The organism is Pseudomonas sp. ES4 (assembly GCF_050586665.1).
Classification (GTDB): Bacteria; Pseudomonadota; Gammaproteobacteria; order Pseudomonadales; family Pseudomonadaceae; genus Aquipseudomonas; species Aquipseudomonas frederiksbergensis.
In genome coordinates, this window is record NZ_JBOBDO010000001.1 from 352279 (window position 1) to 378195 (window position 25917).

Consider the following 25917-nt stretch of genomic DNA (forward strand, 5'->3'; position numbering starts at 1 on the left):
TTTCATTTCTCTAGTTTTTTCGCCTACTGCGTTTTGCTGCTTTTACCGCTTGCCGCTTGAAACTTGTCGCTTGAATCTGCTTCGTTAGAAGTTGCCTTGTACCCAGCTCTTGATGCGATCGAGCAAGGCGGCTTTCGGTTCTTCATTGCTGTAGCTGTCGCGGCTGCTGATGCCCGAGAAGGAAATCCCGTCGGACTGCTTCTGCAGGCCGTACATCAACAGGCCAACGCCAGTGGAATAAATCGGGTTGCGGACCACGTCGTCCAGGCCCTTGACGCCATGCGGCACGCCCAGGCGCACCGGCATGTGGAAGATTTCTTCGGCCAGTTCGACTGCGCCTTCCATCTTCGACGTACCACCGGTCAGCACGATGCCGGCCGGGATCAGGTCTTCGTAGCCACTGCGACGCAGTTCGGCCTGGATCAGCGTGAAGAGTTCGTCGTAACGCGGCTCGACCACTTCGGCCAAGGCCTGACGGGACAGCTCGCGCGGTGGACGGTCGCCGACACTTGGGACCTTGATGGTTTCACCGGCACCGGCCAGTTTGGCCAGGGCGCAGGCGTAGCGAATCTTGATTTCTTCGGCGTACTGGGTCGGAGTGCGCAACGCCATGGCGATGTCGTTGGTCACCTGGTCGCCCGCAATCGGGATCACTGCGGTGTGACGGATCGCGCCTTCAGTGAAGATCGCGATGTCGGTGGTGCCGCCACCGATGTCCACCAGGCACACGCCCAGCTCTTTCTCGTCGTCGGTCAGGACCGAGTAGGCCGAAGCCAGCTGCTCGAGAATGATGTCGTCGATTTCCAGGCCGCAGCGACGCACGCATTTTTCAATGTTCTGTGCGGCGTTGACGGCGCAGGTGACCACGTGAACCTTGGCTTCCAGACGTACGCCCGACATGCCCAGAGGCTCACGAACGCCTTCCTGGTTATCGATCACGTAATCCTGCGGCAGGGTGTGCAGCACGCGCTGGTCAGCCGGGATCGCTACAGCCTGGGCGGCGTCGAGCACGCGCTCGAGGTCGGCGGAGCTGACTTCGCGATCACGAATCGCCACGATGCCGTGGGAGTTCAGGCTGCGGATGTGATTGCCGGCCACGCCGACGAACGCCGAGTGAATGCGGCAACCAGCCATCAGCTGCGCCTCTTCGATCGCGCGCTGGATCGATTGCACGGTGGACTCGATGTTCACCACCACGCCTTTCTTCAGGCCACGGGACGGATGGGTACCGATCCCGACGATTTCCAGCGTGCCGTCGTCCGAGACCTCGCCGACCAGCGCCACCACTTTGGAGGTGCCGATATCGAGACCGACGATCATTTTGCCGCTTTGCACGTTTGCCATGGTCCTGCCTCTTCTTAATTCTTCGCGACAGCGGGTTGGGCTGTCGTGGGCGCTACAGGTTCCCGCCAGCCAACAGCGAGGCCGTTGGCGTAGCGCAGATCGATGCGCGCAATGTTCGTAATCTGTTCTTTAAGCGTCTTGTCATAGATGGCAATGAAACGGCGCATCTTTTCCAGCAGGTTGCCGCGTCCCAGCAACAGTTCGATTCCCGGGCCCGCGCTGCCGGCGCCGGTGGTCAGGAACCAGCTACCTCGATCGCGCAATTCCAGGCGCGCAATCGAGAAGCCCAACGGCCTGAGCATCTGGCTCAGCACCTGGTATTGCTGCATCACTTGCTGTTGGGCCCGTTGTGGGCCGAACAGCTGTGGCAAATGTTCGTAGTTCGCCAGCTCGCGCGGGGTGAACGCCTGGCCCTGGTTGTTCAACAGCGATTCATCGCCCCAACGGGCCACCGGCAGTTGTTCTTCCAGGCGGATCACCACTTGATCCGGCCACACCCGACGCACTTCGGCGTGGGCAATCCATGGCATCGTTTCCAGCTCGGTACGCATGCTCGCCAGGTCGATGGTGAAGAAGCTCGACGCCACGTACGGGGCGATCCGTTGCTGTATTGCTTGCTGGCTGATGTAACTCAGGTCGCCCTGCACGTTGATCCTGGTGATCGGCCGGTCGGCGTACGGCAACAAACGCTGCGCGCCTTCGTAAGTACCGAAACCCAGTGCGACCAGCAGCACCGGCCAGAACAGGCTTTTCAGAAAACCGAAATTGGCTTTCGGCAGGCGCGCAGACATCGGCTCTTTGGCCACCATTCGGCTGGCACCCCGCGGTACCGGCTTGCGGCCGGTCGGTGCGGAGGGCTGATGTCTCAGCTGTGCGCCTTGCATGGTCTTAACCTCGCGGCTCAATGCTTGCGGCCAGAATCGCCAGAACCAGTTGCTGGAAATCCAGACCGGCAGCACGAGCCGCCATCGGCACCAGACTGTGATCGGTCATGCCCGGTGCGGTATTGACTTCCAGAAACCAGAACTGCCCGTCGGCGTCCTGCATCACGTCAGCCCTGCCCCAACCGGCGATACCCAGCGCCTCACAGGCTTTCGCCGTGAGGTCCATCAGTTCTTTTTCTTTGTTGCTGTCCAGGCCACACGGAATCCGATACTGGGTATCGCAAGCCACGTACTTGGCGTCGTAGTCGTAGAAGCTGTGCGTCGTGCCCAGGGCAATCGGTGGCAACACCTGGTCACGCAGGGTGGCGATGGTGAACTCCGGACCTTGAATCCATTGCTCGACCAACACTTGCGAATCGTAGGTACTGGCCGCTTTCCACGCGTCGATCAGCTCCGACGTGGAGGTCACTTTGGCCATCCCGATACTTGAACCTTCATGGGCCGGTTTGACGATCAAAGGGAAGCCCAGTTCCGTCACCGCCGAAATACAATCGGCCTCGCAGCTCAGTACGGCATGGCGTGGCGTCGGAATACCGAGGCTGTGCCAGACCTGTTTTGTCCGCAGCTTGTCCATGGCCAGCGCCGAAGCAAGAATGCCGCTGCCGGTGTACGGAATACCCAGGCATTCCAGCAGGCCCTGCATGCTGCCGTCTTCACCGCCACGACCGTGGAGAATGATGAAGGCGCGATCGATTTTTTCGTTCAGCAGGCGCTGCAACAGATCATCGCCCACGTCGAGACCGAACGCGTCCACACCGGCGCTTAGCAGCGCGTCGAGAACCGCGTTACCCGACTTGAGGGAAACCTCACGCTCGGCACTCTTGCCGCCGAAGAGCACGGCGACGCGGCCGAAATCTTTCGGCGCGACAGTGGAGACGAGGTTGGCGTAAGCAGCAGTCATTTCAACTTCCCCACACTCGGCGCAGCAACGGCGCCAGCGAACAACGGACTTTTCAACAGTTTTGGAGCAAGACCACCGATGTCACCGGCGCCCTGGCACAGCAGGATGTCGCCAGCACGCAGCAGCGGCTTGACCACCGGCGCGAGATCGACACCGCGCTCGATGTAGATCGGGTCGAGCTGACCGCGCTGACGGATGCTGTTGCACAACTTGCGGCTGTCGGCGCCCGGGATCGGTTCTTCACCGGCCGGGTAGACTTCCATCAGCAACAGGACGTTGGCGTCGGCCAATACATTGACGAAATCGTCGTACAGGTCACGGGTGCGGCTGTAACGGTGCGGCTGGTAGACCATCACCAGACGGCGTTCCGGCCAGCCACCGCGCACGGCTTTGATGACCGCGGCAACTTCGGTCGGGTGGTGACCGTAGTCGTCGACCAGCATCACGCTGCCACCGTCTACTGGCAGTTCGCCGTAGACCTGGAAGCGTCGACCGACACCCTGGAACCCGGACAGGCCCTGGACGATGGCTTCATCGCTGACGCCTTCATCGGTGGCGATGCAGATGGTTGCCAGTGCATTCAACACGTTGTGGTTGCCCGGCATGTTCACCGAGACATCCAGCGGATCGCGATCAGGACGCAGCACGGTGAAGAAGGTCTGCATGCCCTGCTGACGCACATTGATCGCACGCACATCGCAGTCGTCGCCGAAGCCATAAGTCACGGTCGGACGTTTTACCAACGGCAAGATTTCACGCACCACCGGATCGTCCAGGCACACCACCGCCAGACCGTAGAACGGCAGGTTGTGGAGGAACTCGACGAAGGTTTTCTTCAGTTTATTGAAGTCACCGTCGTAGGTCGCCATGTGGTCGGCGTCGATGTTGGTGACCACGGCCACCAGCGGCTGCAAGTGCAGGAAGCTGGCGTCGCTTTCATCTGCTTCAGCGATCAGGTAACGACTGGTGCCCAGTTGGGCATTGGTGCCCGCGGCATTCAGACGGCCACCGATCACGAATGTCGGGTCCAGGCCACCGGCGGCGAACACCGAAGCGATCAGGCTGGTGGTGGTGGTTTTGCCATGGGTACCGGCGACGGCGATGCCGTGGCGGTAGCGCATCAGCTCAGCCAGCATTTCAGCGCGAGGCACCACCGGGATGCGGCGTTCCAGGGCAGTGGCGACTTCCGGGTTGGAGGTGTTCACGGCACTGGAGGTGACCAGTACGTCGGCGTTCGCGGCGTTCTCGGCGCGGTGGCCGATAAAGATCTGGGCGCCGAAGGACTCGAGACGCTCGGTCACCGGTGAAGCTTTCAGGTCGGAACCGGACACTTCATAGCCCAGGTTCAACAACACTTCGGCAATGCCGCACATGCCCACGCCGCCGATCCCGACGAAATGGATGCGACGGATGCGGCGCATTTCCGGTTGCGGCATGGCTTTCTGATTCTCAACCATGGGCCACCTCCAGGCAGGTATCGACCACGTTACGGGTTGCATCGGGTTTGGCCAGGCGGCGTGCCGCGGTAGCCATGTCGGTGAGTCGTTGTGGTTGCATCAGGACCTCTGTCAGGCGTGCGGCAAGATCCGCTGCGCCAGTCGTTCTTTGCGGCATCAGGAAGGCAGCGCCTTCACGGGCCAAATAATCGGCGTTGCGGGTCTGGTGATCGTCGATCGCGTGGGGCAAAGGCACCAGCATCGAGGGCAGACCGGCGGCGGCCAGTTCACTGATGGTCAACGCGCCTGCGCGGCACACCACCAGGTCGGCCCAGCCATAGGCGTGGGCCATGTCTTTGATGAAAGGCTGCACTTGCGCCTCGACGCCAGCCGCGCGATAGCGCTCTGCAGTCACTTCATCGTGGTTTTTGCCGGCCTGATGAAACACTTCCGGGCGCAGGTCGGGGGCGACTTGCGACAGGGCTTCAGGCAGCAACTTGTTCAACGGTTCTGCGCCCAGGCTTCCACCCAGGATCAGCAAACGCGCCTTGCGACCGGCCAGAGCCTGTCGCGGTGTTTCGAGGAACAGCTCGGTGCGCACCGGGTTACCGGTGGTCCGACGGCTGCCCGACAGAGTAAAGGTGTCGGGGAACGCTTCACAGACTCGGGCGGCCAACGGCACCAGCAACCGATTGGCGGTACCGGCCACGGCGTTCTGCTCGTGAACGATCACCGGCACACCAGCCAGTTTGGCGGCAACGCCACCGGGACCGGTCACATAACCGCCAAAGCCGACGACACACACCGGCCGCAACTGGCGAATGATCGCCCGAGCCTGCCAGATCGACTTGAGCAACATGAATGGGGCCTTGAGCAGGGACAATTTGCCCTTGCCACGCAATCCGCTGGCATTGATCCGATGCAGTTCGATGCCGGCCATCGGGACCAGTTCGTTCTCGATGCCACGCGGTGTCCCCAGCCAATGCACGGTGTAACCACGGGCCTGGAATTCGCGAGCACACGCCAGCGCCGGGAACACGTGGCCACCGGTGCCGCCCGCCATGATCAATACGTTAGCGCCCATGGGTCGGCTCCTCGGCGAAGTCACTCTCATGGAACTCCATCTCTTCGCTGCCCAAGTGGGTTCGACTTTCCCACTCGATGCGCAGCAACAAGCCGAGACAGGCACAGCAGATCACCAACGAGCTACCGCCGTAACTGAGAAACGGCAGGGTCAGACCCTTGGTTGGCAGCAGACCGACGTTCACCCCGATGTTGATCAGGAACTGACCAATCCATAGGAACGACAAGCCGTACGCGATGTAGGCGGCGAAAAACTGCTTGGCCTTCTCGGCCCAATAACCGATGTACATCCCGCGAATACAGACAAAGGCGAACAGCGCTACCGTGCACAAAGAACCGACGGCACCCAGTTCTTCGGCCAGGACCGAAAACACGAAGTCGGTGTGGGCTTCCGGCAGGTAGAACTGTTTCTGCACGCTGTTGCCCAGGCCAACGCCCAGCCATTCGCCGCGACCAAAAGCGATCAACGCTTGAGACAACTGATAACCGGCACCGAACTGGTCGGCCCACGGATCGGCAAAGTTGGTCAGGCGCGCCATTCGATACGGCTGCACTTGAATCAGCAACACCACCGCCCCGACCGCCAGGACAACCATCAGGGAAAAACGGAACAGCCCGACCCCGCCGAGGAACAGCATCGCCGCAGCAGCGCCCATCATCACGACAGTGGCGCCGAAGTCCGGCTCCATCAGCAACAGACCCGCCATTGGCAGCAGAACGATGAACGGCTTGAAGAAGCCCATCCAGCTTTCACGCACTTCTTTCTGACGACGCACCAGGTAGCCGGCGAGGTAGATCACCACGAACACCTTGGCGATCTCGGAAGGCTGAACGTTGAAGAAACTGAAGCCGATCCAGCGCATCGAACCGTTCACTTCACGGCCGATCCCCGGGATGATCACCATCACCAGCAAACCGAACGCACCAATCAGCATCAGCCAGCCCAGGCGTTGCCAGGTGGCGATCGGAATCATCATGGTGACGATGCAGGCACCCAGGCCCAGCACCACGTAGATAAGGTGGCGAATCATGTAGTACAGCGCGCTGCCCGACTGCACAGCCGCCACTTCGGTCGATGCCGAGGCAATCATGACCAGCCCGAGGCCGATCAAGGCCAGGCAGCCGGCGAGCATAGGGAAGTCGAGGTCGATACCGCGCCCGGTGATGATCGGCGACGGGTAGGGCTTGATGATGTTCATCAGGCTCATGCCAGGTCCTCCACAGCGCGGACGAACTGGTGACCACGGTCTTCGTAATTCTTGAACATGTCGAAACTGGCGCAGGCCGGCGACAACAACACGGCGTCGCCCTTCTCTGCGATGGCGCGGCATTGCTCGACCGCTTCGATCAGCGAGTTGACGCGAATCAGTGGCACGGCATCGCCGATGGCTTGAGCAATCAGCTCGGCGTCACGCCCCATCAGCACCACGGCGCGGCAGTTGGCCGCCACCGGATCACGCAAGTCCTTGAACTCGGCACCCTTGCCATCGCCACCGGCGATCAGCACGAGTTTGCCGTCGATGTCCGCGCCCAGGCCTTCGATGGCCGCCAGTGCGGCACCGACGTTGGTGGCTTTGGAATCGTTGTAGTAGCTCACGCCATTCAGGTCACGGACCCACTGGCAGCGATGCTCGAGCCCGGCGAAGGTGCGCAGGCTCGCCAGCATCGCGTCGAACGGCAGGCCGACGGCGTGGCCCAGGGCCAATGCCGCCAAGGCGTTGGACTGGTTGTGGGCACCGCGAATTTTCAGCTCGCGCACTGGCATCAGGTTCTGGAATTCGAAGGCCAGGTACTTCTCGCCGTCTTCTTCGCGGATACCGAATGCCTTGAAATCGGGCTTGCTCAAACCGAAGGTCCAGCATGGCTGGCCTTCGCCAATCAGCGGACGGCTCAAGGCATCCTGACGGTTGACCACAAACTGCCTGGCACCCCGGAAGATCCGGTGCTTGGCCAGGTGATAAGCCGGCAGGCCGCTGTAGCGGTCCATGTGGTCTTCGCTGACGTTGAGCACGGTCGCCACTTCGGCGTTGAGCTGATCGGTGGTCTCGAGCTGGAAGCTCGACAGTTCCATCACGTACAGCTCGACGTCGTCGCTGAGCAGGTCCAGCGCCGGCGTACCGAGGTTGCCACCGACGGCGACACGCTTGCCGGCCGCCGCAGCCATCTCGCCGACCAGTGTGGTGACGGTGCTTTTCGCGTTGGAACCGCTGATGGCGACGATCGGCGCCTTCGCGTTACGCGCGAACAACTCGATGTCACCGGACAATTTCACGCCACGGGCGGCGGCAGCCTGCAGGGCCGGGGTCGCCAGCGCCAGGCCGGGGCTCACGTAGAGCTCGTCGGCGCGGCACAGGAATTCGACGTCCAGCTCGCCACAACGCACTTCCACGTGCGGATAGTCACGCTTGAGCGTGGCCAGTTCCGGTGGATTTTCCCGCGTGTCGGCAACAGCAAACGACGTGCCCCGGTTCGCCAGGAAGCGAACCAGGGACATGCCGCTCTTGCCGAGGCCGACAACGATGCGGAAGTGGTCAGAAGCGATCAGAGACACTCGTTCTACCTCAGCTTCAGGGTGGCAAGGCCAACCAGTACGAGAATCACGGTGATGATCCAGAAACGGACGATCACACGCGGCTCGGGCCAGCCCTTGAGTTCAAAGTGGTGGTGAATCGGTGCCATGCGAAACACACGGCGACCGGTCAACTTGAAGGAGGCAACCTGGATGACGACGGACAGGGTCTCCATCACGAACACGCCGCCCATGATGAACAGAACGATTTCCTGGCGGACGATCACCGCAATAGTGCCCAGTGCCGCGCCCAGCGCCAGTGCGCCGACGTCGCCCATGAACACCTGAGCCGGATATGTGTTGAACCAGAGAAACCCGAGGCCCGCGCCGATCAAGGCGCCGCAGAACACAATCAGCTCGCCTGCGCCCGGTACATACGGGATCAACAGGTATTCAGCGAATTTCACGTTACCCGACAGGTAGCAGAAGATCCCCAACCCGCCGCCGACCATTACGGTGGGCATGATCGCCAGACCGTCGAGGCCGTCGGTCAGGTTGACCGCGTTGCTCGAGCCAACGATCACGAAGTAAGTCAGGACAATGAAACCTATGCCCAGCGGAATGCTGTGGTCCTTGAGCATCGGCAGGATCAGGGTGGTTTCTACCGGTGTCGCTGCGGTCATATAAAGGAAGATCGCCGCGCCCAGGCCGAACACGGACTGCCAGAAATACTTCCAGCGGCTCGGAAGGCCACGGGAGTTCTTCTCGATCACTTTGCGGTAATCGTCGACCCAGCCGATCGCGCCGAACAGCAAAGTCACCAGCAGCACGGTCCACACGTAACGGTTGCTCAGGTCAGCCCACAGCAAAGTGCTGACACCGATGGACGACAGGATCAGCGCGCCGCCCATGGTCGGGGTGCCGGACTTGGACAGGTGCGATTGCGGACCGTCGTTGCGAACGGATTGACCGATCTGACGATTCTGTAACGTGCGGATCATCCACGGGCCGTAGCACAGCGACAAAACCAACGCGGTCAGCACACCGAGAATCCCGCGCAGGGTCAGGTACTGAAAGACCGCGAAGCCTTTGTAGAACTGTTGCAGATACTCCGCTAGCAGCAGCAGCATTAATGTTTCTCCAGGCTGGTCCCGCACAAAGCGGCGACGATGTTTTCCATCGCGGCGCTGCGCGAGCCCTTGATCAAAATGGTGGTGTTTGTGTCTTGCTCGGCGCCCAGGGACTCGATCAGTTCAGCCTGCGTGCTGAAGTGAAAGGCCTGCGGACCGAAAGCGTTCACGGCGTGAGCCATCATCGGCCCGACGGCGTAAAGCGCGGAAACCTTGCCGCGGGCGTACTCGCCCACATCGCGGTGCCCCTGCTCCGCCCAATCGCCCAACTCGCCGATATCCCCGAGCACCAGAACGGTGCGGCCGGAAAAGCCGGCGAGTATATCAACGGCGGCGCACATGGAGGTGGGGTTCGCGTTATACGTGTCATCAATTACGCGCATGCCATTGCTGGCCAGTTGCGCGACGGTGCGGCCCTTGACCGGTTGCACCGCGCCCAGACCGGTGGCGATGCCGAACAGCGACACGCCCAGTGCATGGGCGGCGGCGGCGGCGGCCATGGCATTGGCGACGTTATGGGTGCCGAGCAGGTTCAGTTGAACGCGCTCAATACCTTCAGGGCTGTGCAGGTTGAAAGCCGGGCAACCGCGAGCGTCGCGGTCCAGATCGCTGGCGTAGAAATCGGCACTGACATTGCTCAGGGCGAAGGTCAGCACTTTGCGACCGGCAGCGCGGGTCTTCCAGATGTCGAACGCCTTGTCGTCAAGATTGAGAACGGCGACGCCATCGGCATCCAGCCCTTCAATAATCTCGCCCTTGGCTTCAACGATTTTTTCCGGCCCGCCGAACTCGCCGACGTGGGCGGTCCCAGCGTTGTTGAGCACGGCCACGTGCGGCTTGGTCATGCCGACGGTGTAGGCGATTTCGCCGAGACGCGAAGCACCCAGCTCAATCACCGCAGCGGTATGTTCCGGTGCAAGTTCGAGCAGGGTCAGCGGTACGCCGAGGTCATTGTTCAGGTTGCCACGGGTCGCCAACACCGGACCGCGCGTGCGCAGGATGCTGGCAAGCATTTCCTTGACCGTGGTCTTGCCGCTGGAACCGGTGATGGCCGCGACAGGATGGGTGTAAGCCGAACGGTTCAATGCACCGAGTTGCCCCAGCGCCTGACGCGTATCTTTGACCAGCAACTGCGGCAGTGCGCTGTCGGCGACTTCACGCTCGACCAACGCCGCCACGGCGCCTTTTGCGGCGACGTCATTGAGATAGTCATGACCATCGAAACGCGGGCCGGCCAGGGCAATAAAGAGTTGGCCTGGCTTGATCGCGCGGCTATCGATGCTGACGCCGTCGAAGCTGGCATCGGCAGAAACCAGGCGGGCATTCAGCGCGCCGGTCAGTTCGCTCAGTTTCAAGGCTTTAAGCATGGGCCACCTCCCATGCGGTCAAGGCGTGACCGGCCTCGATCAGATCGGAGAAAGCATGACGCTGGCCGTTGATTTCCTGATAGTCCTCGTGACCTTTACCGGCCAGGACAATCACGTCATCCGCCGAAGCGTTGGCGATCAATTGGGCAATCGCCTGGCCACGGCCTGCGACGAAGGTGACTTTATCCACAGCGGTAAAACCGGCGCGGATGTCGTCGAAGATCACTGCCGGGTCTTCAGTGCGCGGGTTGTCATCGGTCACCAGCACGCCGTCAGCCAGACGCTCGACCACTTCAGCCATCAGCGGACGCTTGCCGCGATCGCGATCACCACCGCAACCGAACAGGCACAGCAAACGACCTTTGGCGTGAGGACGCAGGGCCATCAAGACTTTTTCCAGCGCATCCGGTGTATGAGCGTAATCGACCACCACCAGCGGCTGAGTACCGCCGCCGAGGCGCTGCATGCGTCCGGCCGGGCCTTCGAGTTTTGGCAGGACCTTGAGAATTTCGTCTAGCGCGTAGTCAAGACCCAGCAAGGCGCCGACCGCGGCCAGCACGTTGCTCAGGTTGAAGCGACCGAGCAAGGTGCTGCGCAGATGATGCTCACCCTGCGGCGTGACCAGCGTGGCGCGCACGCCCTCGTCATCGAACTGCGCTTCACGGCAATAAAGGTAGGCCCTGGAGTCTTCCAGGCTGTAGGTGATCAAGCGCGACTCACCATCATCAGCGGCCAGTCGGCGGCCGAAATCGTCGTCGAGGTTGACCACCCGGCACTTCAAATCATTCCAGGCAAACAACTTGGCCTTGGCTTCGCCGTAGGCTTGCATGGTGCCGTGGTAATCCAGGTGATCGCGGGACAGGTTGGTCATCACCGCCACATCGAAGGCCAGTGCGGTCACGCGCCCCTGATCCAGACCGTGGGAAGAAACTTCCATGGCGACGGCTTTGGCACCGGCCTTTTTCAGGTCGGCGAGGGTTGCCTGCACGGCGATCGGGTTCGGCGTGGTGTGCAAGCCGCTTTCGAGCGCGCCGTAAAAACCGGTACCCAACGTGCCGACGATGCCGCAGTGCTGGCCGAGCAAATCCAGGGCTTGTGCAACCAACTGCGTCACGCTGGTTTTGCCGTTGGTGCCGGTCACGCCGATCAGGTTCAGGTGACGACTAGGGTCACCGTAAAAACGCCCGGCAATGTCCGACAGCTGCGCCGCCAGGCCTTTGACCGGAATCAGCGGGACATCGGTAATCGGCAATACGGTCGCGCCTTCGACTTCATACGCCACAGCGGCAGCGCCGCGTTGCAGGGCGTCGGCAATGTGCGCGCGTCCGTCGAACTTGCCGCCAGGGACGGCGAGAAACAGATCGCCTGCCCGCACGTTGCGGCTGTCCAGGGTCAGTTCGCGGATCAACAGATCGCGGCCGGCGTGGGCGAAAATCTTGTTCAAGCTCAGAGACATCAGCCTCGCCCTCCATTGGCTTTCAGCGGAACGACCGGTGCTGCGTTCGCTTGTTGAGTAGGTGTCAGGTTGTCCGGGGTGATGTTCATCAGGCGCAAGGTCCCGGACATCACTTTGCTGAACACCGGGGCCGATACCAGACCACCGAAGTAACCGGCCTTGGACGGTTCATCGATCACCACCACGATGGCATAGCGCGGATCACTCATCGGGCCGAAGCCGGCGAACAGCGAGCGGTAGGAATTCTCGGCGTAGCCTTTGGTGCCGACCGACGTCTTGCGCGCGGTACCCGACTTGCCGCCCACGTGATACGCCGGCACTTGCGCACGGAATACACCGCGCGGGGCTTCGATCACTTGTTGCAGCATGGTTTGCATGGTCTTCGCGACAGCTTCCGGCAATACCTGTGTGGTTTGCGGTGCCTTGTCGGTTTTGATCAGGGTCAGCGGCGCGAGGCGACCGTTGTTGGCCAGGGCCGAGAAAGCGTGGACCAACTGGATCGCGGTCACGGAGATACCGTAGCCGTACGACAGCGTGGCGGTTTCAGCCTTGCGCCATTCGCGGTAGTTCGGCAGGTTGCCGACGCGCTCGCCCGGGAAGCCGAGGCCGGTGTCCTGGCCGAGGCCGACTTTTTGCGCCAGGCGGAAAATCGTTTCGCCGCCGATATCGAACGCGACTTTACTCATGCCGACGTTACTGGAGTTGATCATGATGCCGGTGAGGTCGAGCACCGGGCCTTCGGATTTGGAGACGTCCTTGATGGTGTATTTACCAATCTGCAAGGTGCCCGGATAAACCTCGACGGTATCGGTCGGCTTCCAGCGCCCGGTTTCAATCGCGGCGCTCATGGAGATCGCTTTCATGGTCGAACCCGGTTCGAACACGTCGATCATCGCGCGGTTACGCATCATCGCCGGTTGCAGGTTGCGACGGTTGTTCGGGTTGTAGGTCGGCTGGTTGACCATGGCGAGGATCTCGCCGCTCTTCACGTCCATGATCACCAGACTGCCGGCCTTGGCGCCGTTCTCGATGATTGCATTACGCAGCTCACGGTTGGCCAGGTATTGCAGACGCAGGTCAATGGACAACGCCAAGGGCTTTCCGGCCTTGGCGTTTTTGGTGACCTGAACATCCTTGATAAGTCGGCCACGCCGATCCTTGATCACCTGCCGTTTGCCTGGAACCCCGGCCAGCCATTCGTCGTAGGCCAGCTCGACGCCTTCACGACCGTGGTCATCGATGTCGGTAAAACCGACCATATGGGCAGTGACTTCACCGGCCGGGTAGAAACGGCGGAATTCTTCGATGCCATAAACGCCCGGCACTTTCAGATCGAGCACGGACTGGCCTTGCTCGGGGGTCAGCCCGCGCACCAGGTAAATGAATTCTTTGTTGGCCTGGGCTTCGAGACGTTCGGCCAGGGCTTTCGGGTCCTGCCCCAAGGCAGCCGCCAGTGCAGGCCACTTCTCTTTGGCCGTTTGCATTTCCTTGGCATTGGCCCAAAGGGTGGTGACCGGGGTACTCACGGCCAAAGGCTCGCCGTTACGGTCGGTGATCAGACCACGGTGAGCCGGAATCGGAATATGACGAACGCTGCGCGCATCGCCCTGACCTTTAAGAAAGGCACGGTCGACCACCTGCAGATCGATAATGCGCCAGGCAATCGCCGCGACCATGACGCCGAGCAAACCCAGTACCAGGCGGAACCGCCATGGAAAGAGAGCGCCCTCGAGTTTCATCATGGCGCCACCATCTGCACTTCAGCGGCGCCAGGAATGCGCATCTTCAGTTGCTCGGTCGCCAGGACTTCGATACGGCTGTGGGCGGTCCAGGTGCTCTGTTCGAGAATCAAACGGCCCCACTCCGCTTGCGCCTTGTCGCGCACGCTCAACTCGTTGTACAGGGAGTTCAACAGTTGACGGTTCCAGTGGGCGCTATAGGAAACGCCGATGGCCGACACGAGCACGCCAATAAACAGCAGAAACATGAAAAAGCTTCCGCCGGGAAGTGGCTTGGCGAAAAGCTTGCTCACCGCAGCTTCTCCGCGACGCGCATGACGGCGCTACGGGAACGTGGGTTGGCTTTGAGTTCGGCCTCGGAGGCGGACTGCGCTTTGCCATGGATTTTGATTATTGGTTCGAAGGCGACGTGACGGACCGGCAGATTACGCGGCAGGTTGTCGGCTTCGCCTTTCACCAGTTTGCGCATGAACAGCTTGACGATGCGGTCTTCCAGCGAGTGGAAGCTGATGACCACCAGGCGGCCACCGACTTCCAGGCATTCCAGTGCGGCTTCGAGGCCGGCTTCCAGATCACCCAGTTCGTTGTTGACGTGAATACGCAAGCCCTGGAACGCACGGGTCGCCGGGTTCTTGCCCTTTTCCCATGCAGGGTTGGCGACTTTCAGGACTTCAGCCAGATCGGCAGTGCGCTCGAACGGCTTGATGTCGCGACGCTCGGCCACGGCACGGGCCATGCGGCCGGAAAAACGCTCTTCGCCGTATTGCTTGAATACACGGGCGATTTCTTCCACCGGGGCGGTGTTGACGAATTCGGCAGCGCTGATCCCGCGGGACGGATCCATGCGCATGTCCAGCGGGCCATCGTTGAGGAAACTGAAGCCGCGTTCAGGGTCATCGAGCTGCGGCGAGGACACGCCGAGGTCGAGCAAAACGCCGCTGACCTTGCCGGCCAGACCACGTTCGGCGACTTCCGAACCGAGCTCGGCAAAGCTGCGCTGCACAACGACAAAGCGGCCGTCTTCGGCCGCTAGCGTTTGCCCGGTGGCAATCGCTTGAGGATCCTTGTCGAACCCGAGTACCCGACCCTCGGGGCCGAGCTGACTGAGGATCAACCGGCTGTGTCCGCCGCGCCCGAACGTACCGTCCAGATAGCAGCCATCAGGACGTACGGCGAGAGCCTCCACGGCTTCGTCGAGCAGTACGGTGATGTGGTTAAAGCCGCTATCAATAGTCACAGGATCAAATCACGCAGTTCATCAGGCATGGCGCCCGGTTGTTGAATGGCAGCCAGGTCAGCGGCAGAAACCGCATCCCAGGCATCCTCGTCCCACAATTGGAACTTGTTCAGTTGGCCTACCAACATCGCGCGCTTATCCAACTTGGCATATTCACGAAGACGCGGCGGAACCAGAAAACGACCACTGCCATCGAGCTCGAGGTCGACGGCATTACCAATCAGTAAACGTTGCAGGCGGCGGTTCTCTTCGCGAAGCGAAGGCAGTGCGCGCAGTTTGGTTTCAATAATTTCCCACTCATCGAGGGGGTAAACACACAAACACGGATCAACGGCATCAATTGTGACGATTAACTGACCGGAACTACGCGAAACGAGCTCGTCACGGTACCGGCTCGGCATAGCGAGACGGCCCTTTGCATCGAGACTGATAGCGTTAGCTCCGCGAAACACGTCAGCGTTTCTCCAAATATTAGCGTTTTGAGCTCAAAAAACCCACTTCATGCCACTTTCCGCCACTTGCGCACACTATAGGAATGCGGCCACCGCACCGTCAAGGCGCGGATTAAAGGAAAACCCTTACAGAACTGAGATTTAGGAGCGTAAAAGGAGGGGTAGCGAGAATTTGGCGCATCATCTTGCTCAATAACTTGAATCAGCACTGAAAGCTGCGTTCGAAAGTTAAAGTAGTTTGTTAAGAGTAAGATTTTTTCGGTATTAGGAAAGTGCTTCTGCTGTTGATTCTGTAAGGAGGGAAAAAGCTACTACAGGCGCCCTGCTCAATGATTAAAGCAGGGAGAGGAAAAAGGTGGAGAGTCGATCTGTAAGCCGGGTTCTGTCTTGAACAGTCATTCGTCTACGATGGCCATCACTGGACATCTTTAGCAACCTACCCGGTCCCAGCGCGGGCCACGCCTTGGGACCCTATTTGGTCTTGCTCCAAGTGGGGTTTACCTAAGCCACGAACTGTTGCCAGTCGTGCGGTGCGCTCTTACCGCACCTTTTCACCCTTACCGGCGCCGAAGCGCTTAGGCGGTTATTTTCTGTGGCACTTTCCGTAGGCTCACGCCTCCCAGGCATTACCTGGCACTTCGCCCTATGGAGCCCGGACTTTCCTCCCCCCCCTAATTTTCATAGAGGGCAGCGACTGTCCGATCGACTCTCCGCGGCGAAGATTAACGGCAGAGCGGCCGAAGGACAAGCGCTAAACGCCTTGGACTGCGCCTGCACGTCGGTTTCTATTCGCCCTTCTGTTTATCCAGCGCGACCTGATAGAGCACATTCTTGCGCTCGCCGGTAATTTGCGCCGCCAACGCTGCGGCTCGCTTGAGCGGCATTTCTTCAAGCAACAGATTCAGAATGCGCATGGCTTCACTGCTGACGGCATCCTCGGTCTCGGGGGCAGACCAACCCGCCACCAGCACCACGCATTCACCACGCTGCTGATTGCTGTCTGATTCGACGAACTCGCGCAACTCAGCCAGTGGCAAACCTTTAAGGGTTTCGAACGTCTTGGTCAGCTCACGCGCCAGCAACGCCGGACGTTCGCCACCAAACACCAACTCCATGTCTTGAAGGCACTCAAGGATCCGGTGCGGGGCTTCATAAAAAATCAGCGTGCGCGGCTCTTCCTTTACCAACTCAAGACGGGCGCGCCGACCGACAGCCTTGGCCGGCAGAAAGCCTTCGAAAATGAAACGGTCCGACGGCAAACCCGCCGCCGACAACGCCGCGATCAACGCACAGGCGCCCGGAACCGGCACCACATTGATACCCGCAGCACGAGCCTGACGCACCAGGTGATAACCCGGATCGGAAATCAACGGCGTGCCAGCATCTGAAATCAGCGCCACATCGTCGCCGGCAAGCAAACGAGTGATAAAGCGGCTACCTTCATCCCGCTCATTGTGTTCATGGCAGGCCGCCAGCGGTGTAGGAATGCCGAAATGCTGCATCAATCGCTGGGAGTGACGGGTATCTTCGGCGGCGATCAGGGCGACGTCGCGCAGGATTTTCAGCGCACGCGCACTGATGTCGTCCAGGTTGCCGATGGGCGTCGCCACCACATAAAGCGAGCCAGCAGCGGAATTCAAAGCACCTGGAGCAGTCAAAGCGCACACCTCATTATCGGTAAAAGCCGCCATTGTAGCGCGTCGCGACGCTCGCGATACGCGCAAGCAACCCTCGGTTTTGCAGCCTTTTGTGCAGTGCCGCAACATTTGCACGAGCTAAATTGATCGATTCACACCAGTAACATCGCGCCCCGGCCAGTGCTTGGGTACAATTCCACGCTAATTTGATCGAGTATCAGGAACACTACATGATCGCTTGCCTGCGGCTGTTCACTGCCCTCTGCCTTGCTGCCTTGCTGGCGGCTTGCGCCAGCTCGCCCTCCTCCAGCCTTGGCGAACTTCCACGGACCCCGGATGCCAGTATCGAGCAACTGCTCGCACAGGCCGCTGAAAGCAAAGACCCGGAAAAAGCCTCCCTGTTGCGCCTGAGCGCGGCAGACCTGGCCTATCGCCAGGGGAATGCCGGCCAGTCCGCGCAAATCCTGCAACAAGTCCCCGTCGAAACACTCAAGCCTGGCCCACAGGTTTTCGCCAGTACCCTGGCGGCTGAACTGGCCATGGTTCGCAATCAGCCCAAAGCGGCGCTGACAGCCTTGAGTCATCCGAGCCTGCAACGCCTGAGCGAACTGCCGGTCGAGCAACAGGTTCGCACCGGTACCGTCCATGCCCGCGCCCTTGAAGCCGATGGCCAGACACTGGCCGCCGCACGGGAGCGCATCTTCATCGCGCCAATGCTTGAAGGTGAAGCCGCCAGCAAAAACCACGAAGCGATCTGGACATTGATCGCCTCGCTGCCGACCGATCAATTGCAGCCGAGCGCCACCGACGACCTCGGCGGCTGGATGGGCCTGGCGCAGGCGGTGAAAACTGCCGGCACCCTGGAACAACAGCAAGCCGCGATCGACAACTGGCGCGCCCAGAATCCAAAGCACCCCGCCGCCATTCAATTGCCGCTGCCACTGACCAAGCTCAAGGAACTGGCCAGCCAGCCCCTGAGCAAAATCGCCCTGCTGCTGCCACAAGATGGCCCGCTGGCCTCGGTCGGCAGGGCACTGCGCGAAGGTTTCATGGCTGCTCACTACCAGGCCCAACAAGCCGGGCAGAAGCCGCCAGCCATCGAGTTCTATGACAGCACGCGTCTGACATCCCTCGATGAGTTCTATCGCAAGGCCCAGGCCGACGGCGTGCAACTGGTCATCGGCCCGCTGGAGAAACCGCTGGTCAAACAGCTCAGCGCTCGCCCGCAACTGCCGATCACCACCCTGGCGCTGAATTACAGCGAAGGCGCACAAGGTCCGGCCCAACTGTTCCAGTTTGGTCTTGCGGCAGAAGACGAAGCCCGCGAAGTGTCCCGCCGTGCTCGCGCCGATGGCCTGCATCGCGCAGCCATCATGGTGCCGAAAGGCGAATGGGGCGATCGCGTCTTGAGAGCATTCAGCCAGGATTGGCAGGCTAACGGTGGCAGCATCGTCGCAACCGAACGTGTCGATCAACCGGTTCAACTGGCCCAGCAGATTGCCGACATGTTCCAGCTGCGTCAGAGCGAAGGTCGTGCCAAGAGCCTGCAAAGCACCGTTGGCGGGCAGATAGCCGCCCAACCTTCGCGTCGCCAGGACATCGAGTTCATCTTCCTCGCTGCAACACCTCAGCAGGCCCAGCAGATCAAGCCGACCCTGAACTTCCAGTACGCCGGCGACGTGCCGGTCTATGCCACCTCCCACGTGTTCAGCGCCAGCGGCGATGTGAACCAGTACAACGACATGAACGGCATTCGCTTCTGCGAAACCCCATGGTTGCTGGAAACCAACGATCCGCTGCGCAAACAGGTCACCGCTCAATGGCCACAAGCTGCTGGCAGCCTGGGCCGCCTGTACGCGATGGGTGTCGATGCTTACAGCCTGGCACCACGCCTGGGCCAACTCAAGGCTCTGCCGGACAGCCGCATCGAAGGTCAGTCGGGCAGCCTGGGCATGACTCAGAACCAGCGAGTCGTGCGCCAGTTGCCGTGGGCACAGTTTGTCAGCGGTCAGGTTCAACGCCTCCCGGATACTCCGCGCTGATGCCCGACAGATCACGCCAGCAAAGCGGTAAAGATGGCGAGCGCCATGCGCTCGAGCATCTTCAACAACAAGGTCTGCGCCTGTTGGCGCAGAACTGGTTGTGCAAACGCGGCGAGCTTGATCTGGTCATGCTTGATGGCGATACAGTAGTATTCGTTGAAGTCCGCTACAGAAAAAACACTCAATGGGGTGGCGCGCTCGGCAGCATCGATGAGCGCAAACGGCAGAAACTGATAATTGCCGCGCAGCACTTTCTTCAGCGCGAGTCGCGTTGGGCCAATTCCCCTTGCCGTTTCGACGTGGTTGCCATCGACAGCAACCTCGATCAGTTGAACTGGTTGCAGAATGCCTTCGACAGCTGATCGCGCGCGCCCCGAACCGGACACTTTCACCCAACACTTTTGCTCTTTGCTTTGCGGGCTGCACATTCATGTGCCGAGTAGCCGCGCTAATTAAGGTCACACAGATGGACATGCAATCCCGAATTCGCCAGCTTTTTCAGGCCAGTATCGATACCAAGCAAATGGCGATGGACGTACTTGCACCGCACATCGAGCAAGCCAGCCAGGTGATGGTCAACGCCCTGCTCAACGAAGGCAAAATGCTGTCCTGCGGCAACGGCGGCTCTGCCGGGGATGCCCAGCACTTTTCGTCCGAGCTGCTCAACCGCTTCGAGCGCGAGCGCCCGAGCTTGCCAGCGATTGCGCTGACCACCGACAGCTCGACGATTACCTCGATCGCCAACGACTACAGCTACAACGAAATCTTCTCCAAACAGATCCGCGCCCTCGGCCAGCCGGGAGATGTATTGCTGGCGATTTCCACCAGCGGCAACTCGGCAAACATTATTCAAGCGATCCAGGCCGCACATGATCGCGAAATGGTTGTCGTAGCATTGACCGGTCGTGATGGCGGCGGCATGGCGTCGCTGCTATTGCCCGAGGACGTCGAGATTCGCGTACCGGCCAACGTCACCGCACGTATTCAGGAAGTCCACCTGCTGGCGATCCATTGCCTTTGCGATTTGATCGACAGCCAATTGTTCGGGAGTGAAGAATGACCCCTAATCGCCTAGGCCTTCTGGCCTTGACCCTGTGCCTCGGCATCAGCGGCTGCACCTCGGTGGTTAAAGCCAGCCGCGAAGCACCGATTGAAGATGACCGCGGCACGCGCACCTTCGGCAGCAAGATCGACGACTCTCTGATCGACACCAAGGTCGGCGTGAACATTGCCAAGGCCGATCCCGCCCTGGATAACGACTCGCACATCGTCGTCACCAGCTTCAATGGCGTCGTGCTGCTTGCCGGACAAACCCCGCGTGCCGACCTCAAGGCCAAGGCTGAACAGGCCGCTGCGGCTGTTCAGCGCGTGAAGACAGTCCACAACGAACTGCAAGTCCTGCCACCTTCCGGCTTCCTGGCTCGTCAGAACGACACCTGGCTGACCTCCAAGATCAAGACCCAGATGCTTACCGATCCGAACATTCCGGGCTCGCGCATCAAGGTTGTCACCGAGAACGGCATCGTCTACCTGCTGGGTCTGTTGACCAAACAGGAAGCGGCCCAAGCCACCAATTTGGTACAGGGCGTTTCCGGCGTGCAGAAAATCGTGAAGCTGTTCGAATACATCGACTGAACCAACCCTGCCGACGATGACGATCTCAGGATCGCCATCGCCGGCAAGCCGTGCTCCTACACGTAATAAAAAAGGCGATCCTTTCGGATCGCCTTTTTTATTACTTCACCACTTTCAAACTGGGTCGACCGCTGGGACGCGGTGGCTCACTGTCGGGTGGCGGAATATCGTCATCCGGCTCGATCTCTTCGTCGTCTTCCATAGGCGATTCCAGATCGAACACCATGCCTTGACCGTTCTCCCGAGCGTAAATGCCCAGGATCGATGCGATGGGCACGTACAGGGTGTGTGGCACGCCACCGAAACGCCCTTCGAAGCTGACCGCTTCGTTGTCCATGTGCAAATGACGCACGGCTGCCGGTGATACGTTCAGGACAATCTGTCCGTCACTGGCAAAACCTTGAGGCACCTGCACCGACGGATACTCGGAGTTGACCAGCATGTGCGGGGTGCAATCGTTGTCCACAATCCACTCGTAGAGCGCGCGGACCAGATAAGGTCGACTGGAGTTCATAGCGGCTCCTTAAGCCTTAGCGCATATCGCGTTCGACACCAGACAGACTCGCCTGGAAAGCCTCACGCGCAAACGAGCGCTCCATATAATCAAGCAGCGGCTTGGCAGGCCGCGGCAGTTCAATACCCAGAATCGGCAATCGCCAGAGTATTGGCAATAGGCAGCAATCCACCAGGCTTTGTTCCTCACTGAGGAAAAACGGCTTGTCGGCGAACAGCGGCGACACGCCAGTCAGGCTTTCGCGCAACTCTTTACGAGCAACGACACGGGCTGCTTCCTTGGATCGGGAATCCAGGATCAGATCCACCAGACCACACCAGTCACGCTGAATACGATGAATCAGCAGACGGCTGTTGGCACGCGCCACGGGATAAACCGGCAATAAAGGCGGGTGCGGGTAACGCTCATCCAGATATTCCATCACCACGGTCGACTCCCACAACGCCAGGTCACGATCGACCAGGGTGGGCAAGCTGCCGTAAGGGTTCACTTCAATCAGTTTAGGCGGCTGGCGACCAGCTTCCACGTAAATGATCTCGGCGCTGACACCCTTCTCTGCAAGTACGATACGCACTCGGTGGGAATAGTGGTCGGCGGGGTCGGAGTAACAGGCCAACCGATTGGTCACGCCCATGGCGGTCCTCCTCGCTTGTTGAAATTATCGGAAACGGAAAAACGCGCGCGCCCAGAGGGCGCCTCCCGTAACGCCTGGACCACCAGGCTCGTTACACCTTAAGAGACGCCCCTGGGCGCGCGCGATTGACAGCAATTTTACAGCAATATCAATGGACGTCTTTCCAGTATTCACGCTTGAGCAAGTATGCGAATACGAAGAAGAACGCCAGGTACAGCAACACATAGGTACCGATGCGCTGATGCTGCAGCTTCACCGGGTTGGCCGAGTAGGCCAGGAAGGTCACCAGATTCTTGACCTTCTCGTCGAACTGCTCTTCGTTCAGCGTGCCGGTTTTCGGCAATACGGTCAGTTGGTCGCAAGCTTCATGAGTCAAAGCCGTGCCAGTCAGCGGATCGTATTGCTTCTTGCCGTCTTCGACGACTTGAACTTGCTTGCAGCCTACCACCTGGCGACCCTGCAGGCCGACCAGAACGTTAGGCATCCCGACGTTCGGGAATACCTTGTTGTTCACGCCCCAAGGACGCGATGGGTCTTCGTAGAAAGATTTCAGGTAACCGTAGAGCCAGTCAGTGCCACGAACGCGGGCGACCAGGGTCAGGTCGGGCGGTGCCGCACCGAACCAGGTCTTGGCGTCAGCCGGCTGCATGCCGATGCTCATGTGGTCGCCAATCTTGGCGCCGGTGAACACCAGCTTCGAGAGCATCAGGTCATGCGGAATGCCCAAGTCATCGGCAACACGCTCGTAGCGCTGGAACTTGGCGCTGTGACAGCCCATGCAATAGTTGGCGAACGTACGTGCGCCGTCCTGCATGGCAGCCTTGTCGGAAACGTCGATATCGACCTTTTCCAGCTCCGGGCCACTCGATGTCGATGCGAAAGACAGTACAGGCATCGCCGCAAGAATCAGTACAGCAAATAGCTTTTTCATCAGCCAGTCACCCTTTCCGGAACCGGTTTGGTCTTCTCGAGCCTGGTGTAGAACGGCATCAGAATGAAGTAGGCGAAGTACAGGAAGGTACATACCTGCGACAGCAACGTACGGCCTGGCGTTGGAGCCAGAACACCCAACACGCCCAGGATCACGAACGAAATGCAGAACACCCAGAGCCAGATCTTGCTCAGCCAGCCTTTGTAGCGCATCGACTTGACCGGACTGCGATCGAGCCATGGCAGGACGAATAGCACAGCGATGGCCGCGCCCATGGCGATAACGCCCAGGAGCTTGTCCGGAACCGCCCGCAGAATCGCGTAGAACGGTGTGAAGTACCAGACCGGAGCGATGTGCTCAGGAGTCTTGAAGGCGTTCGCCACTTCAAAGTTCGGCTTCTCGAGGAAGTAGCCGCCCATTTCAGGGAAGAAGAACACGATCGAGCAGAAGATGAACAGGAACACCACCACGCCGACGATATCTTTCACGGTGTAGTACGGGTGGAAGGCAATGCCATCCAGCGGTACGCCGTTTTCGTCTTTGAATTTCTTGATGTCCACGCCGTCCGGGTTGTTCGAACCGACTTCGTGCAGCGCCAGAACGTGCAGCACCACCAGACCGAGGATCACGATCGGCAAGGCAACAACGTGCAGGGCGAAGAAGCGGTTCAGGGTAATACCGGAAATCAGGTAGTCACCACGGATCCACTGGGTCAGGTCGTCACCGATGACCGGGATCGCACCGAACAGCGAGATGATCACCTGGGCACCCCAGTAGGACATCTGGCCCCACGGCAGCAGATAACCCATGAAGGCCTCAGCCATCAACGCCAGGTAGATCAGCATGCCGAACACCCATACCAGCTCACGCGGCTTCTGGTACGAACCGTAAAGCAGGCCACGGAACATATGCAGGTAAACGACGATGAAGAACATCGAAGCGCCGACTGCGTGCAGCATGCGCAGGATCGAGCCGTGCTCGACGTCGCGCATGATGTATTCGACGGAAGCAAACGCTTCTTCCGCCGACGGGGTGTAGCTCATGGTCAGCCAGACACCGGTAACGATCTGGTTAACCAGAACGAGCAGTGCGAGGGAACCAAAGAAATAGAAGAAGTTGAAGTTCTTCGGGGCGTAGTACTTGCTGAGATGGTCTTCCCACATTTTGGTCGCGGGAAAGCGCGCATCAACCCAATCCATGAACTTGCTCATCACGCTTTCTCCGTATCGACGCCAACGACAATGATGTCATCGGTCTCATAGGAATGCGGGGGAACTGGCAGGTTCAAAGGCGCAGGTTGCGACTTGTAGACGCGGCCAGCCAGATCGTAGTGGGAACCGTGGCAAGGGCAGAAATAACCACCTACCCAATCCTTGCCCAGATCCGCAGGTGCCACTTCTGGACGGAAGGTCGGCGAGCAACCCAGGTGCGTGCAGATACCGATCAGCAGCAGAACCTCTGGCTTGATCGAACGCGTTTCCGGGTCGACATAGGTCGGTTGTGTCGAGTTCTTGGAGGTCGGGTCAGACAGCTGGCCCTCGATCTTTTTCAGATTCCCCAGGATTTCCTCGGTACGGCGGACAATGAACACCGGCTGACCACGCCACTCAGCAATCATCTGCTGGCCTGGCTCGATCTTGCTGACATTCACCCTCACCGGTGCACCTGCGGCTTTCGCCTTGGCACTGGGAAACCATGACCCCACGAACGGGACCGCAGCCCCCACCGCTCCTGCAGCACCCACCACGGATGTGGCTGCTACCAAGAAGCGACGCCGGCCTGCATTCACGCCGTCATTGCTCATTCAGTCCTCTCCCATCAGCTTTGTGGCCTGTTAAATCAGGCGTCTACTAAGTAAAAATCTGAACTTATAAAAATTTTGCCGAATGGTAATGAAAAGCCCCAATTCTGACAAGGTAATTACCAAGGGGCTTAACTGCCAAGCCTTGCAGTATAGGGCTTCTACGGCTGTGGCAAGTTGTCACAGAGCAATTCTTTGATAAATCGCGCCCATAAAAAAACGCCCAGCTTCGCAAGGAAACTGGGCGTTCTTTTTTGAACGTAAAAGCGAATTAACGCTTCGAGTACTGCGGACGCTTACGCGCTTTACGCAGACCAACTTTCTTACGTTCAACTTCACGTGCATCGCGAGTAACGAAGCCAGCTTTGCGCAGAGCGCCACGCAGGGTTTCGTCGTACTGCATCAGTGCGCGAGTGATACCGTGGCGGATTGCGCCAGCTTGACCACTTACACCACCACCGATCACGGTGACGTAGATGTCGAATTTCTCGACAGTCTCAGTCAGTTCCAGCGGCTGACGAACTACCATGCGGGCAGTTTCGCGGCCGAAGAAATTCTCCAGGGTGCGGTTGTTGATGGAGATGTTACCAGTACCCGGACGCAGGAAAACGCGTGCGGTTGCGGTCTTGCGACGGCCAGTGCCGTAATTTTGAGTCGCCGACATAATGAACTATTCCGTTAAAACTTCAGTTCTTGGGGCTGCTGAGCAGTATGAGGGTGTACAGCGCCCGCATAGACTTTCAGCTTACGATACATGTCGCGACCCAGCGGGTTCTTAGGCAGCATGCCTTTGACCGCGGTCTCGATCACGCGCTCAGGGGCTTTAGCGATCAGCTTCTCGAAGTTGATCGACTTGATGCCGCCCGGGAAACCGGAGTGGGAGTAGTAGATTTTGTCGGTGGTTTTAGCACCGGTTACACGAATCTGCTCGGCATTGATAACGACGATGTAATCGCCGGTGTCAACGTGAGGAGTGTACTCAGCTTTATGCTTGCCACGCAGACGGCTCGCGATTTCGGTGGCCAGACGACCCAGGGTCTGACCTGCAGCGTCGACGACAAACCAGTCGCGCTGTACTGTTTCCGGTTTAGCAGTAAAAGTTTTCATTCTTTATAGCCTCAGGGG

26 protein-coding genes and 1 other RNA gene are annotated in these 25917 nt (G+C 59.6%); 4 read left to right on the forward strand and 23 right to left on the reverse strand.

The window, feature by feature from the left end:
• Positions 1-84: 84 nt before the first annotated feature.
• The 16 genes from ftsA to rsmI form a co-directional block, all read right to left on the reverse strand.
• The gene (gene ftsA, locus ACQ4OB_RS01535; protein ID WP_008147519.1) at positions 85-1344 is read right to left on the reverse strand and encodes a cell division protein FtsA; all 1260 of its coding nucleotides are present in this window, start codon (positions 1342-1344) and stop codon (positions 85-87) included.
• Between the two features lie 14 nt (positions 1345-1358).
• A complete protein-coding gene (locus ACQ4OB_RS01540) occupies positions 1359-2228 on the reverse strand; it encodes a cell division protein FtsQ/DivIB (protein ID WP_074880062.1) in 870 nt (289 codons plus the stop codon).
• A gap of 4 nt (positions 2229-2232) precedes the next feature.
• Entirely contained in the window at positions 2233-3189 is a 957-nt protein-coding gene (locus tag ACQ4OB_RS01545; RefSeq protein ID WP_430955001.1) for a D-alanine--D-alanine ligase, read from the reverse strand.
• A complete protein-coding gene (murC, locus tag ACQ4OB_RS01550; protein ID WP_074880068.1) occupies positions 3186-4646 on the reverse strand; it encodes a UDP-N-acetylmuramate--L-alanine ligase in 1461 nt (486 codons plus the stop codon). Before murC ends, ACQ4OB_RS01545 begins: the two co-directional genes overlap by 4 nt.
• Positions 4639-5709 (reverse strand): undecaprenyldiphospho-muramoylpentapeptide beta-N-acetylglucosaminyltransferase, encoded by a 1071-nt coding sequence (gene murG, locus ACQ4OB_RS01555; RefSeq protein WP_076029837.1) that lies wholly within the window; start codon positions 5707-5709, stop codon positions 4639-4641. The genes murC and murG overlap by 8 nt, the downstream gene beginning before the upstream one ends.
• A complete protein-coding gene (ftsW, locus tag ACQ4OB_RS01560) occupies positions 5699-6916 on the reverse strand; it encodes a putative lipid II flippase FtsW (RefSeq protein WP_074880076.1) in 1218 nt (405 codons plus the stop codon). Before ftsW ends, murG begins: the two co-directional genes overlap by 11 nt.
• On the reverse strand, positions 6913-8259 hold the full coding sequence (gene murD, locus ACQ4OB_RS01565) for a UDP-N-acetylmuramoyl-L-alanine--D-glutamate ligase (RefSeq protein ID WP_074880081.1): 1347 nt from the start codon (positions 8257-8259) through the stop codon (positions 6913-6915). Before murD ends, ftsW begins: the two co-directional genes overlap by 4 nt.
• A 5-nt stretch (positions 8260-8264) precedes the next feature.
• Positions 8265-9347 carry a phospho-N-acetylmuramoyl-pentapeptide-transferase gene (mraY, locus tag ACQ4OB_RS01570; RefSeq protein WP_008147501.1) on the reverse strand — a complete coding sequence of 361 codons (1083 nt, stop codon included), beginning with the start codon at positions 9345-9347 and terminating at the stop codon, positions 8265-8267.
• Positions 9347-10714, reverse strand: a complete 1368-nt coding sequence (locus tag ACQ4OB_RS01575; protein ID WP_430955002.1) for a UDP-N-acetylmuramoyl-tripeptide--D-alanyl-D-alanine ligase — start codon at positions 10712-10714, stop codon at positions 9347-9349. The genes mraY and ACQ4OB_RS01575 overlap by 1 nt, the downstream gene beginning before the upstream one ends.
• On the reverse strand, positions 10707-12170 hold the full coding sequence (locus ACQ4OB_RS01580) for a UDP-N-acetylmuramoyl-L-alanyl-D-glutamate--2,6-diaminopimelate ligase (protein WP_430955003.1): 1464 nt from the start codon (positions 12168-12170) through the stop codon (positions 10707-10709). Before ACQ4OB_RS01580 ends, ACQ4OB_RS01575 begins: the two co-directional genes overlap by 8 nt.
• Positions 12170-13909 (reverse strand): peptidoglycan D,D-transpeptidase FtsI family protein, encoded by a 1740-nt coding sequence (locus tag ACQ4OB_RS01585; protein ID WP_173860459.1) that lies wholly within the window; start codon positions 13907-13909, stop codon positions 12170-12172. Before ACQ4OB_RS01585 ends, ACQ4OB_RS01580 begins: the two co-directional genes overlap by 1 nt.
• Positions 13909-14202 carry a cell division protein FtsL gene (ftsL, locus tag ACQ4OB_RS01590; protein ID WP_033053422.1) on the reverse strand — a complete coding sequence of 98 codons (294 nt, stop codon included), beginning with the start codon at positions 14200-14202 and terminating at the stop codon, positions 13909-13911. The genes ACQ4OB_RS01585 and ftsL overlap by 1 nt, the downstream gene beginning before the upstream one ends.
• On the reverse strand, positions 14199-15146 hold the full coding sequence (gene rsmH, locus ACQ4OB_RS01595; RefSeq protein WP_074880092.1) for a 16S rRNA (cytosine(1402)-N(4))-methyltransferase RsmH: 948 nt from the start codon (positions 15144-15146) through the stop codon (positions 14199-14201). Before rsmH ends, ftsL begins: the two co-directional genes overlap by 4 nt.
• The gene (mraZ, locus tag ACQ4OB_RS01600; protein WP_008147486.1) at positions 15143-15598 is read right to left on the reverse strand and encodes a division/cell wall cluster transcriptional repressor MraZ; all 456 of its coding nucleotides are present in this window, start codon (positions 15596-15598) and stop codon (positions 15143-15145) included. Before mraZ ends, rsmH begins: the two co-directional genes overlap by 4 nt.
• 355 nt (positions 15599-15953) lie before the next feature.
• Positions 15954-16308: RNase P RNA component class A (gene rnpB, locus ACQ4OB_RS01605), an RNA gene on the reverse strand.
• 75 nt (positions 16309-16383) lie between these two features.
• A complete protein-coding gene (gene rsmI, locus ACQ4OB_RS01610) occupies positions 16384-17289 on the reverse strand; it encodes a 16S rRNA (cytidine(1402)-2'-O)-methyltransferase (protein ID WP_162493963.1) in 906 nt (301 codons plus the stop codon).
• A 176-nt stretch (positions 17290-17465) separates the two neighbouring features.
• Between rsmI and ACQ4OB_RS01615 the strand changes: the two genes are divergently transcribed.
• The 4 genes from ACQ4OB_RS01615 to ACQ4OB_RS01630 all read left to right on the forward strand — a co-directional run bounded on the left by ACQ4OB_RS01615 (position 17466) and on the right by ACQ4OB_RS01630 (position 20912).
• The gene (locus ACQ4OB_RS01615; protein WP_074880099.1) at positions 17466-19277 is read left to right on the forward strand and encodes a penicillin-binding protein activator; all 1812 of its coding nucleotides are present in this window, start codon (positions 17466-17468) and stop codon (positions 19275-19277) included.
• Entirely contained in the window at positions 19277-19639 is a 363-nt protein-coding gene (locus ACQ4OB_RS01620; protein ID WP_074880102.1) for a YraN family protein, read from the forward strand. The genes ACQ4OB_RS01615 and ACQ4OB_RS01620 overlap by 1 nt, the downstream gene beginning before the upstream one ends.
• Positions 19640-19743: 104 nt before the next feature.
• Complete coding sequence (locus ACQ4OB_RS01625; protein ID WP_007943727.1) at positions 19744-20337, forward strand: phosphoheptose isomerase; 594 nt, start codon at positions 19744-19746, stop codon at positions 20335-20337.
• Positions 20334-20912: a BON domain-containing protein gene (locus tag ACQ4OB_RS01630; protein WP_074880104.1), complete on the forward strand. Its 579-nt coding sequence runs from the start codon at positions 20334-20336 to the stop codon at positions 20910-20912. The genes ACQ4OB_RS01625 and ACQ4OB_RS01630 overlap by 4 nt, the downstream gene beginning before the upstream one ends.
• 100 nt (positions 20913-21012) lie before the next feature.
• Here the strand turns inward: ACQ4OB_RS01630 and ACQ4OB_RS01635 are convergent, their stop codons facing one another.
• The 7 genes from ACQ4OB_RS01635 to rplM form a co-directional block, all read right to left on the reverse strand.
• The gene (locus ACQ4OB_RS01635; protein ID WP_074880107.1) at positions 21013-21426 is read right to left on the reverse strand and encodes a ClpXP protease specificity-enhancing factor; all 414 of its coding nucleotides are present in this window, start codon (positions 21424-21426) and stop codon (positions 21013-21015) included.
• Between the two features lie 16 nt (positions 21427-21442).
• On the reverse strand, positions 21443-22060 hold the full coding sequence (locus ACQ4OB_RS01640) for a glutathione S-transferase N-terminal domain-containing protein (RefSeq protein WP_008155978.1): 618 nt from the start codon (positions 22058-22060) through the stop codon (positions 21443-21445).
• Positions 22061-22208: 148 nt separating this feature from the next.
• The gene (locus ACQ4OB_RS01645; RefSeq protein WP_074880110.1) at positions 22209-22991 is read right to left on the reverse strand and encodes a cytochrome c1; all 783 of its coding nucleotides are present in this window, start codon (positions 22989-22991) and stop codon (positions 22209-22211) included.
• The gene (locus ACQ4OB_RS01650) at positions 22991-24202 is read right to left on the reverse strand and encodes a cytochrome b (RefSeq protein ID WP_074880111.1); all 1212 of its coding nucleotides are present in this window, start codon (positions 24200-24202) and stop codon (positions 22991-22993) included. The genes ACQ4OB_RS01645 and ACQ4OB_RS01650 overlap by 1 nt, the downstream gene beginning before the upstream one ends.
• Entirely contained in the window at positions 24202-24795 is a 594-nt protein-coding gene (petA, locus tag ACQ4OB_RS01655; RefSeq protein WP_074880113.1) for a ubiquinol-cytochrome c reductase iron-sulfur subunit, read from the reverse strand. Before petA ends, ACQ4OB_RS01650 begins: the two co-directional genes overlap by 1 nt.
• A 268-nt stretch (positions 24796-25063) precedes the next feature.
• Positions 25064-25456 carry a 30S ribosomal protein S9 gene (gene rpsI, locus ACQ4OB_RS01660; RefSeq protein WP_003216038.1) on the reverse strand — a complete coding sequence of 131 codons (393 nt, stop codon included), beginning with the start codon at positions 25454-25456 and terminating at the stop codon, positions 25064-25066.
• A gap of 14 nt (positions 25457-25470) precedes the next feature.
• Positions 25471-25899: a 50S ribosomal protein L13 gene (rplM, locus tag ACQ4OB_RS01665; RefSeq protein WP_007905295.1), complete on the reverse strand. Its 429-nt coding sequence runs from the start codon at positions 25897-25899 to the stop codon at positions 25471-25473.
• Positions 25900-25917 lie beyond the last annotated feature (18 nt).